11 protein-coding genes are annotated in these 9008 nt (G+C 72.6%); 4 read left to right on the top strand and 7 right to left on the bottom strand.

Features of this window, described 5'->3' with window-relative positions:
* Positions 1–69: 69 nt before the first annotated feature.
* Genes ACFCZN_RS18690 through ACFCZN_RS18675 form a run of 4 tightly spaced genes read right to left on the bottom strand, consistent with a single transcriptional unit; the run spans position 70 to position 1889 of the window.
* Positions 70–531, bottom strand: coding sequence for a PTS sugar transporter subunit IIA (locus ACFCZN_RS18690; RefSeq protein ID WP_429765702.1), 462 nt, complete (start codon positions 529–531; stop codon positions 70–72).
* Entirely contained in the window at positions 531–761 is a 231-nt protein-coding gene (locus tag ACFCZN_RS18685; protein ID WP_429735428.1) for a PTS transporter subunit EIIB, read from the bottom strand. Before ACFCZN_RS18685 ends, ACFCZN_RS18690 begins: the two co-directional genes overlap by 1 nt.
* A 58-nt stretch (positions 762–819) precedes the next feature.
* Entirely contained in the window at positions 820–1071 is a 252-nt protein-coding gene (locus ACFCZN_RS18680) for a PTS transporter subunit EIIB (protein WP_429765703.1), read from the bottom strand.
* Positions 1068–1889: a GntR family transcriptional regulator gene (locus ACFCZN_RS18675; protein WP_429765705.1), complete on the bottom strand. Its 822-nt coding sequence runs from the start codon at positions 1887–1889 to the stop codon at positions 1068–1070. Before ACFCZN_RS18675 ends, ACFCZN_RS18680 begins: the two co-directional genes overlap by 4 nt.
* A 288-nt stretch (positions 1890–2177) precedes the next feature.
* Here ACFCZN_RS18675 and ACFCZN_RS18670 point away from each other — a divergent pair, with 288 nt between their 5' ends.
* Entirely contained in the window at positions 2178–3530 is a 1353-nt protein-coding gene (locus ACFCZN_RS18670) for a PTS transporter subunit EIIC (RefSeq protein ID WP_430557729.1), read from the top strand.
* Positions 3530–5212, top strand: coding sequence for a phosphoenolpyruvate--protein phosphotransferase (gene ptsP, locus ACFCZN_RS18665; protein ID WP_430557728.1), 1683 nt, complete (start codon positions 3530–3532; stop codon positions 5210–5212). Before ACFCZN_RS18670 ends, ptsP begins: the two co-directional genes overlap by 1 nt.
* Positions 5213–5251: 39 nt before the next feature.
* On the opposite strand, the gene ACFCZN_RS18660 is transcribed toward ptsP, so the two are convergent.
* Genes ACFCZN_RS18660 through ACFCZN_RS18650 form a run of 3 tightly spaced genes read right to left on the bottom strand, consistent with a single transcriptional unit; the run spans position 5252 to position 6991 of the window.
* On the bottom strand, positions 5252–5809 hold the full coding sequence (locus ACFCZN_RS18660) for a vitamin K epoxide reductase family protein (RefSeq protein ID WP_430557727.1): 558 nt from the start codon (positions 5807–5809) through the stop codon (positions 5252–5254).
* Between the two features lie 59 nt (positions 5810–5868).
* Positions 5869–6141, bottom strand: a complete 273-nt coding sequence (locus ACFCZN_RS18655; RefSeq protein ID WP_429765710.1) for an HPr family phosphocarrier protein — start codon at positions 6139–6141, stop codon at positions 5869–5871.
* A gap of 34 nt (positions 6142–6175) precedes the next feature.
* Positions 6176–6991 carry a TetR/AcrR family transcriptional regulator gene (locus tag ACFCZN_RS18650; RefSeq protein ID WP_429765711.1) on the bottom strand — a complete coding sequence of 272 codons (816 nt, stop codon included), beginning with the start codon at positions 6989–6991 and terminating at the stop codon, positions 6176–6178.
* A gap of 109 nt (positions 6992–7100) precedes the next feature.
* On the opposite strand from ACFCZN_RS18650, the gene ACFCZN_RS18645 reads away from it, so the two are divergent.
* Complete coding sequence (locus ACFCZN_RS18645; protein ID WP_429765713.1) at positions 7101–8063, top strand: ATP-binding cassette domain-containing protein; 963 nt, start codon at positions 7101–7103, stop codon at positions 8061–8063.
* The gene (locus ACFCZN_RS18640; protein WP_429765714.1) at positions 8060–8905 is read left to right on the top strand and encodes an ABC transporter permease; all 846 of its coding nucleotides are present in this window, start codon (positions 8060–8062) and stop codon (positions 8903–8905) included. Before ACFCZN_RS18645 ends, ACFCZN_RS18640 begins: the two co-directional genes overlap by 4 nt.
* Positions 8906–9008 lie beyond the last annotated feature (103 nt).

The following is a 9008-nucleotide window of genomic DNA, read 5'->3' as shown; positions in this document are numbered from 1 at the left end:
CCGCAACCCGTTGCGGCCTCGTCCGAGCCTCTCTATCTCGCGAATCAGCCTTCTCTATCTCGGCAGTTCTCAGCCCCAGGTGAGCAGGTCCTCGCCGTGCTCGACCATCGTGCCGACCTGCGCGAGGCGGTCGACGGCGTCGGGCGTGGCCTCGAGCGCGACGACGGGGCAGACGGCGGACCTGCCGCCCGCGCGCACCGCCGCCGGGTCCCAGGTGACCAGCACGGTGCCGCGCTGCACGACGTCGCCCTCGGAGGCGTGGGTGGTGAAGCCCTCGCCGCCGAGCTTGACGGTGTCGATGCCGAGGTGCACCAGCACGGCACGGCCGTCGTCGTGCTGGACGACGAACGCGTGCGGGTGCAGCTTGACGATCGTCCCGGCGATGGGCGCGACCGCCTCGCCCCCGCGGACGCCGTCGGGCTCGATCGCGAGGCCGGGGCCGACGAGGCCGGCGGCGAACACCGGGTCGTCCACCTCGGACACGTCGACGACCGTGCCGGTGACGGGCGCGAGAACAGTCAGCGCCGTCATCAGCGGAGGTCCTCGATGTCGGAGGCGAGGGTGTCGGCCTCGGGGCCGACGATGACCTGGATGGCGACGCCGGAGCGCACGACCGCGATGGCGCCCGCCTTCGTGAGGTCGGCGTCGATCACCTTGGCGGGGTCCTCGACCTCGACGCGGAGCCGGGTGATGCACGGCTCGAGGTCGATGATGTTGTCGTCGCCGCCGAGCGCGTCGAGGATCTGCTGTGCCTTGCTCATGATGCTCCTTGGTGGGTCCGGGTGGAGATTCCGGGGGTCGGTGGGTGCGGGGCCTGGCTCACATGAGCTCGGCGAGGTCGGACGCGATCGTGTCGACGCGGGGGCCGACGACGACCTGCACGACCCGCCCGTTGATCATCACGCCGAAGGCGCCGGCGCGCTTGAGCAGCGCGGCGTCGACGAGCGCCGGGTCCTTGACGAGGGACCGCAGCCGGGTGGTGCACGGGTCGATCTCCTCGATGTTCTCCACCCCGCCGAGTCCGGCGAGGATCGAGGCGGCGAGCTGCGCGTCGGGGTCGGGCGTGCTCATCGGGGGCTCCCTTCGGGGATGCGTCCGGGGGGTGCGGAAGGCTGGACGGGGCGGCCGGCGTCGCCGTCGGAGGGCCGGGCGCGGGGGACGAGCGTGGGCCGTGCCTCGCGCAGCGGCACGAAGACGCTGTACCGGTCGCCGCGGTAGCAGGCGCGGGAGTACATCACGGCGGCGTCGCCGCCGAAGGTGCGTCGGGCGGTGCGCATGACGGCGCGGGAGCCCTGCATCTGCAGGGCCTCCAGCTCCTCGGGGGTGGCGTCGGCGGCGGTGATGACCTCCTCGCCCCACGTGGGGTCGAGGTCGCGCTCGCGCAGCGCGGCGTAGAGGCTGTCGGGCACGCCGTCGTCGAGCAGGTCGGGGGCGAGGTCGACCGGGATCCAGGACTCCTCGACGCTCATCGGGTTGCCGTCGGCGGTGCGCAGCCGCACCACGTGGTGCACCGGGGTGCCGGTCTCGCGGTCCAGCGCCTCGGCGACGACGGCGGGCGCGGGCAGCTGCTCGCACCGCAGCACCGTGGCGCCGGGCGTGAGGCCGCGGCGCCGGGCCTCCTCGCCGAACGTGGTCAGGCGCATCTCGAAGTCGGCGCGGGGCGGCGCGACGAACGTGCCGCGGCCCTGCGCGCGCTCGAGCACGCCCTCCGTGACGAGCGCGTCGATGGCCTGGCGCACCGTCATCCGCGAGACGCCGAACTTCTCGGTGAGGCTGCGCTCGGACGGGATCGCGTCGCCGACGGCGAGCTCGGTCGTGACCAGGTCGGCGAGGTACGCGCGCACCGCGACGTACTTGTGCTCGCCGGGGCGAGCGCCGTCCCTGACCATCCTCGTGTCCTGTCCTGCCCTGTGATCGGCATCGATCTGCGTGCTGTGCGACATCGGGACCAGTATCGGGGTTCGGCCGTCACCGGTGCGCTGTCTCCCCGGCGGGAGCGCGGGGTTGACACATCATGAGGTCTAGACCACTCTTCCTGCAAGTGGTCCAGACAACCTGCCGGTGGCAGCGTGTGGATCACCGGCAATGACGCCCCGACGTCGCGACACTGCCGCCGGACGATGCAGGCACGGCCTGCAGGACACGCCCGCCCCCGGGCCATCCATCGGAGGAGAACCATGACCACGGTCGCAGAGACCAAGCAGAAGCGGGGATTCCCCGGCCTGGCGCAGCTGCAGCGCGTCGGCCGTTCGCTGATGCTGCCCATCGCCTCGCTGCCCGCCGCCGCGCTGCTGCTGCGCCTCGGCCAGCCCGACATGCTGGGCGCAGACGGCGTGGCCGGCACGCTCCCGTGGATGCAGCCCGTCGCCGACGTCCTCGGGGCCGCCGGCAACGCGCTCTTCAGCAACCTGGCGATGATCTTCGCCCTCGGCGTCGCCATCGGCTACGCCCGCAAGGCGGACGGCTCGACCGGCCTCGCCGCGCTCATCGGCTACCTGGTCTTCAAGGGCGTCACCGACGCACTGTCGCCCACGGTCCTGGGCCTGCCCGCCGAGGGGGAGGAGCAGGAGCTCATCAACTACGGCGTCCTCGGCGGCATCGTCATCGGTCTCACCGCCGCGCTGCTGTACCAGAAGTACTACCGGATCAAGCTGCCGGCGTACCTGGCATTCTTCGGCGGTCGGCGGTTCGTGCCGATCGTCACGGCCGGAGCCGCAGTCATCATCGGCGTGGTCTTCTCGCTCATCTACCCGGCCTTCGACTGGCTGTTCAACGACCAGATCGGCGGCTTCGTCACCGGCTCCACCGTGATCGGCGCGTTCGTGTACGGCACGCTCAACCGTCTGCTCGTGCCGATCGGCCTGCACCACCTGCTCAACTCGCTGCCGTGGTACCAGTTCGGCTCGTACACCGACAGCGCCGGCAACGTCGCGCACGGCGACATCTTCCGCTTCCTCGCCGGCGACCCCACGGCCGGCACGTTCATGACCGGCTTCTTCCCGATCATGATGTTCGCCCTGCCCGCCGCGGCCCTCGCCATCGTGCACACCGCGAAGCCGAAGAACCGCAAGGTCATCGCGGGCGTCATGGGCTCCGCGGCGCTGGTCGCGTTCGTCACCGGTGTGACCGAGCCGCTCGAGTTCGCGTTCGTCTATGTCGCCTACCCGCTGTACGCGATCCACGCCGTGCTCACCGGCACCTCGATGGCGCTGGTCAACGCGATCGGCATCCGCGACGGCTTCGGCTTCTCCGCGGGCGTCATCGACTACCTGCTGAACTTCCGCATCGCCGAGATGCCGCTGCTGCTCATCCCGATCGGGCTCGGCTACGCGGTCATCTACTACTTCCTGTTCCGGTTCGTCATCACGAGGTGGAACCTCAAGACCCCGGGCCGCGAGGACGACCCCGAGGCGGCTGCGGCCGTCGTCGGCGACCAGGCCGTGAGCGACCAGAAGGAGGCCGTCGCGATCGGCGCCGACACTTCTCCGGCCGGCGGCGACGGTCCCGCGAAGGGCAAGGACGCGGTCTGATGAGCACCACCCTCACCGGCGCCCCGGTGAGCCCCGGGCGGGCGGCCGGCGTCGTCGTGACGATGCCGGCCCCCGTCCCGGAGCCCTCGGAGGCGACCCTCGACACGTCCGACGCTACCGGTGCCGACGACGCGGTGTCCCGACTGGGCGCCGCGACGTCGGCCGTCCGGGACCGCCTCGCCGCCCAGGCGGCGCAGGCCACGGGGACCGCGGCGGACGTGCTCGCCGTGACGGCCGCGATGGCGGCCGACCCCACGCTCGCGTCCGACGCCGAACGGCGCGTGCGCGAGTCCGCCGCGACCCCCGAGCGGGCCGTGTGGGACGCCGCGAACGCCCTCGCCGCCCAGCTCGAGCCGCTCGGCCCGCCGCTGAGCGAGCGGGCCCGCGACGTGCGCGACGTGCGCGACCGCATCGTCGCCGAGCTCACCGGGGTGCGGCCTCCGGGCGTCCCCTCGCCGGGGCACCCGTTCGTGCTGGTCGCCGAGGACCTGGCCCCCGCCGACACGGCGACGCTCGACCCGGAGGCGGTCGTCGCCATCGTCACCAGCGGCGGCGGCCCCACCTCGCACACGGCGATCCTGGCGCGCGCGCTCGGCATCCCCGCCGTCGTGGCCGCCCGCGGGGCCGACGCCCTCGCCGACGGCGAGACCGTCGTCGTCGACGGCGGCGCCGGCACCGTGCTGCGGGACCCGTCGGACGCCGAGGTCGAGGCCGCGCAGGACGCCGTGCGCGTCGAGCGGGAGTTCGACGGCCACGGCCGCACGGCCGACGGGCACCGGGTGGAGCTGCTCGCCAACGTGGCCGACCCGCAGGCGGCGCAGGCCGCCGTCGCCGCGCACGCCGAGGGCGTGGGGCTGTTCCGCACCGAGTTCTGCTTCCTGGGGCGCGACGTCGAGCCGACGATCGAGGAGCAGGTCGCCGCCTACCGCGGCGTGCTGTCCGCGTTCGCCGGCCGCAAGGTCGTGGTGCGCACCCTCGACGCGGGGGCGGACAAGCCGCTGCCCTTCGTCACCGCCGACGACGAGCCCAACCCGGCGCTCGGCGTCCGCGGCCTGCGCACCGCCGTCGCGCACCCGGAGGTGCTGGACCGGCAGCTGCAGGCGATCGCCGCCGCCGCGGAGGCGGAGTCCGCCGACGTGTGGGTGATGGCGCCGATGGTCGCCACCACCGACGAGGCGCGGTCGTTCGTCGCCGCCTGCGAGCAGCACGGGCTGCGGCGGGCCGGCGCGATGATCGAGGTCCCCGCCGCCGCGCTGCGGTCGCGGTGGGTCTTCGAGCACGCCACCTTCGGCAGCATCGGCACCAACGACCTCACGCAGTACGCGATGGCCGCCGACCGGATGCTCGGCGACCTCGCCGCGCTGTCCACGTCGTGGCAGCCCGCGGTGCTCGAGCTGGTGCGCGCCACCTGCGAGGGCGCGCACGCGCACGGCCGGCCGGTCGGCGTGTGCGGGGAGGCGGCGGCCGACGCCGTCCTGGCCCCCGTGCTCGTGGGCCTCGGCGTGACGTCGCTCTCCATGACGCCGCGGGCGCTCGCGGACGTCGCAGCCGTGCTGGCCGAGGTCACGTTCGCGCGGTGCCGCGACCTCGCGCGCGTCGCGCTGGAGCAGCCCGACGCCGACGCCGCGCGCACCGCCGTCCGGCGCGAGCTGGCCGACGTCCTGGAGGCCCTGGGTCTCTGAGCGCCGAGACAGAGAGGGTCTGACCTCTCTGTCTCGGCGTCAGGCGAAGAGCGCCGTGCCGTACTTGAGCAGCACGGCGGCGGCGAGCAGCAGGAACCAGGCGGCGGTGAGGATGCCGAACGCACCGGACCGCACCAGCGACATCGCCCACGATTGCACCCGGGCGGGCCAGAAGAGGTTGTCCTCGAGGATGTTCCAGTGCAGCATCGACGCGAACACGAGCGTCGTGGAGACGGTGATCGTCAGGCACCACGGGCACAGCGCGCCGATGACGAACATCGACTGCCAGAGCAGCCAGTACGCGAAGAGGAAGCCGAGCAGGTAGACGGTCTGGGCGGCCGTCATGAACCAGCGCGGGAACCGCACCCCGGCCAGGCCGGCCACGGCCACGGTGATGACCACGGACTCGGCGACGAGCCCGAGGAACGCGTTGGGGAAGCCGAACAGGCTGGCCTGCCACGACGTGCCGACCGTGCCGCACGAGATGACCGCGTTGATGTCGCACGCCAGCGCGGCGTCAGGGTTCGCCGCCAGCTCGACGGCGTCGACCGACAGCACGAAGGCCGCGACCAGCCCGACGAGCGCCCCGACGAGCATCTCGCCGAACAGCCAGCCGGCCGAGTGGAAGAACCCGCTCGGCCGGGCGGGCCGGTCCGTCAGGCCACCGCTTCCTGCGACAGGAACTCGACGAGCGCGTCGAGCGCGGTGGTGGCCTCGTCGCCGTCGGTCTCGGTGCGCAGCACCACCTCGTCGCCCACCGAGGCGCCGAGGGTCATGATCCCGAGGATGCTCGCGGCGTCCACGGCGTCGCCGCCGGCGGTCTTGGCGATCTTCACCGGCACGGGCTGCTGGCCGGCCTTCTGCGCGAAGAGCGCGGCCGGGCGGGCGTGCAGGCCCTCGGTGATGGCGACGACGACGGTGCGTTCCACGGTGTCCTCCGAACAAGAGGTGGTCTGGACCAGTTCATCGTAGGGACGAGTCGCCGGGTTGGGAAGTCGCGCGGGCCCGGTCGATCGCCATGCCCACGGAGTCCAGCAGCCGCTCCAGCGACGCCTCGAACGGCGTGGCCTCGGCGTCGAAGCCGCCCGCGTCCCAGATCCGCAGCATGGTGGGGTAGCGCTGCGGGTCGAAGTGGTCCACCCAGAAGCTGCTCATCGACGTCCAGTACTCGTCGTTGCTCTGGCCGGAGGCGTCCTTCTCCGCGGACTCCGCGACGGTGGAGCGTGCCAGCCCGCGCACGAACGCGTCGAGGAGCCCGACGATCTCCACCACCTGGCGCTCCGCCAGCCCGGTGTCCACGAGGGTGCGCAGCCCGCACTCCTGCGCGTCGAGGACGGACGGGGTGAGCGGCAGGCGCCACATGTTGGTCTGCAGGATCCACGGGTGGCGCTGGAACAGCTCCCAGTGCGCGCGGGCGTACGCCGCCAGGCCGTCGCGCCACGTCGCCGTGGCGGGCGGCAGCGCGAGCTCGGCGAACGCGCGGTCGATCATGAGGTCCAGCAGCTCCGTGCGCCCCGGCACGTACGTGTAGAGCGACATCGCGCCGACGCCGAGCCGCCCCGCGACCTTCCGCATCGACAGCCCCTCGAGCCCCTCGGCGTCGGCGATCGCGGTGCCCGCGCCGATCACGTCGTCGAGGGTCAGCCGGGCCCGGCGGCCGCGGCCCGACGGCTGCGGCGGGTCCCACAGGAGGGCCAGCCGCCGCACGACCTCGGGCGGGCGGGGGACGCCGTCGTCCGGCGGCTGCGGCGAGGTGCTCGACGGCGAAGTGCTCGACATGGCTCGTCATCCTCCCATCCCTGTCGTGCGGTCCGCCCACGGGTCTTGTCGGACCCCCGGGCTAGCGTCCAGACTAGTTCCAGTACAGCGTACGAGAGAGGGAATCGCCATGATCCGAGCACGAGGGCTGACCAAGACGTTCAGCCGTCGCAAAGAGAGCGTCGAGGCGGTCAAGGGGATCGACGTCGACGTCGCGGAGGGCGAGCTCGTCGCCTTCCTCGGGCCCAACGGGGCCGGCAAGTCCACGACGTTGCGGATGCTGACGTCGCTGCTGGAGCCGACGGCGGGGGAGGCGACCGTCGCCGGCTACGACGTCGTCAAGAGCCCGGCGCAGGTCCGCGCCCGGCTGGGGTTCATCGGGCAGGGCAACGGTGGCGGCTTCAGCTACAAGGTCGTCGACGAGCTCCACAACCAGGGCCGCTTCTACGGGCTGCCGCCCGAGGTCTACCAGGAGCGGGCCGCCGACCTCATGGCGGCGCTCGAGCTGGGCGGCCTCGAGAAGCGTTCCGTGCAGTCGCTGTCGGGCGGCCAGCGCCGCCGGCTCGACGTCGCGCTCGGGCTGATGAACCACCCGCCGCTGCTGTTCCTCGACGAGCCCACCACCGGTCTCGACCCGCACTCGCGGGCCAACCTCTGGGGGCACATCACGGCGATGCGCGAGCGGTACGGGATGACGGTCGTGCTCACCACGCACTACCTCGACGAGGCCGACAGCATGGCCGAGCGCGTCGTCGTCATCGACCACGGCGAGATCATCGCGGACGCCGCGCCCGACGCCCTCAAGCGCCGGTACGCCGACGACACCCTCAGCGTCGTCGTCGCGACCGACGACGGCGCGGCGGTCCGGTCCGCGCTGCCCGACGGCCTGGGCGACGTCGAGCTCACGGCGCACGACGCCGGGCTGCAGGTGCGGGTCGGCACGGCGCAGGGGGCCGAGACGCTGCCCGTCGTCATCGAGGCGCTGCGGGTGGCCGGCATCGCCACGACGTCGGCGAGCGCCCGCCAGGCGAGCCTCGACGACGTGTTCCTCAACCTCACCGGCCGGAGCCTGCGCGAGGAGGCAGCAGCATGACCGAGCAGACCACCACCACGACGACGGCGCAGCACGAGGCGCCGCGGATCGTCACGCGCACCGGGCCGGGCAAGTTCGTCACGGACACCGGGGCGGTGTTCACCCGCGAGATCCTGCTGGTGCTGCGCGACCCGTTCACGCTGATCTTCTCGCTGCTGCAGCCGCTGATCTTCCTGGGCCTCTTCGGGCCGCTGCTCACCGGCACGTTCGGCGGCGGCTTCGGGGGCGGGGGAGCGAGCACCGCGGACACCCTGCAGTGGTTCGTACCCGGCGTGATCGTCATGATCTCGCTGTTCGGCACCTCGATGACCGGCTCGAACCTGCTGTACGAGATCATGACCGGCTCCTACGAGCGGGTGCTCGCGACGCCGCTGGACCGCTCGGCGATCCTCGTGGGCCGCGCGCTCAAGGAGTTCGCGCCGCTGCTGGTGCAGGGGCTCATCATCGCCGCGGTCTGCATCCCGTTCGGGTTCACGTTCCACGTGCTGCCCGCGCTCGCAGGCCTGGTGCTGCTCGGCGTCTTCGGCGTCGGGATCGGGGCGCTGTCGCACGCCCTGGCCCTCGCGTCGAAGAACCGCGAGTGGCTGTTCTGGGGCGTGCAGCAGTCGCTGCTGTTCCCGCTGCTCATCCTGTCCGGGATGATGCTGCCGCTCGAGGCGGGCCCGTCGTGGATGCAGACGGCGGCGAAGTTCAACCCGCTCACCTACATGGTCGACGCCGAGCGCGCGCTGTTCGGCGGCACGTTCGCCGACCCCGCCGTCCTGTGGGGCGCGGTCGCCGCGGCCGCCACGTGCGCCGTCGGCCTCGTCGTCGGCATCCGGGCGACACGCAAGGCCGTCTGAGCGCGTCACGGTGGTGAAGGAGTGCGAGGGAAGAAGGAGAAAAGAGGGAAGAGATAAAAGGGGGGAGAGAAGGAAAGGGGCAATCCGGAAAAGGGGGAAAAAG

Source organism: Isoptericola sp. NPDC056134, assembly GCF_042264825.1.
Taxonomy (GTDB): domain Bacteria; phylum Actinomycetota; class Actinomycetes; order Actinomycetales; family Cellulomonadaceae; genus Isoptericola; species Isoptericola nanjingensis.
Note: the sequence above shows the minus strand (reverse complement) of the source record. Positions and strands in the feature narration are given on the sequence as shown.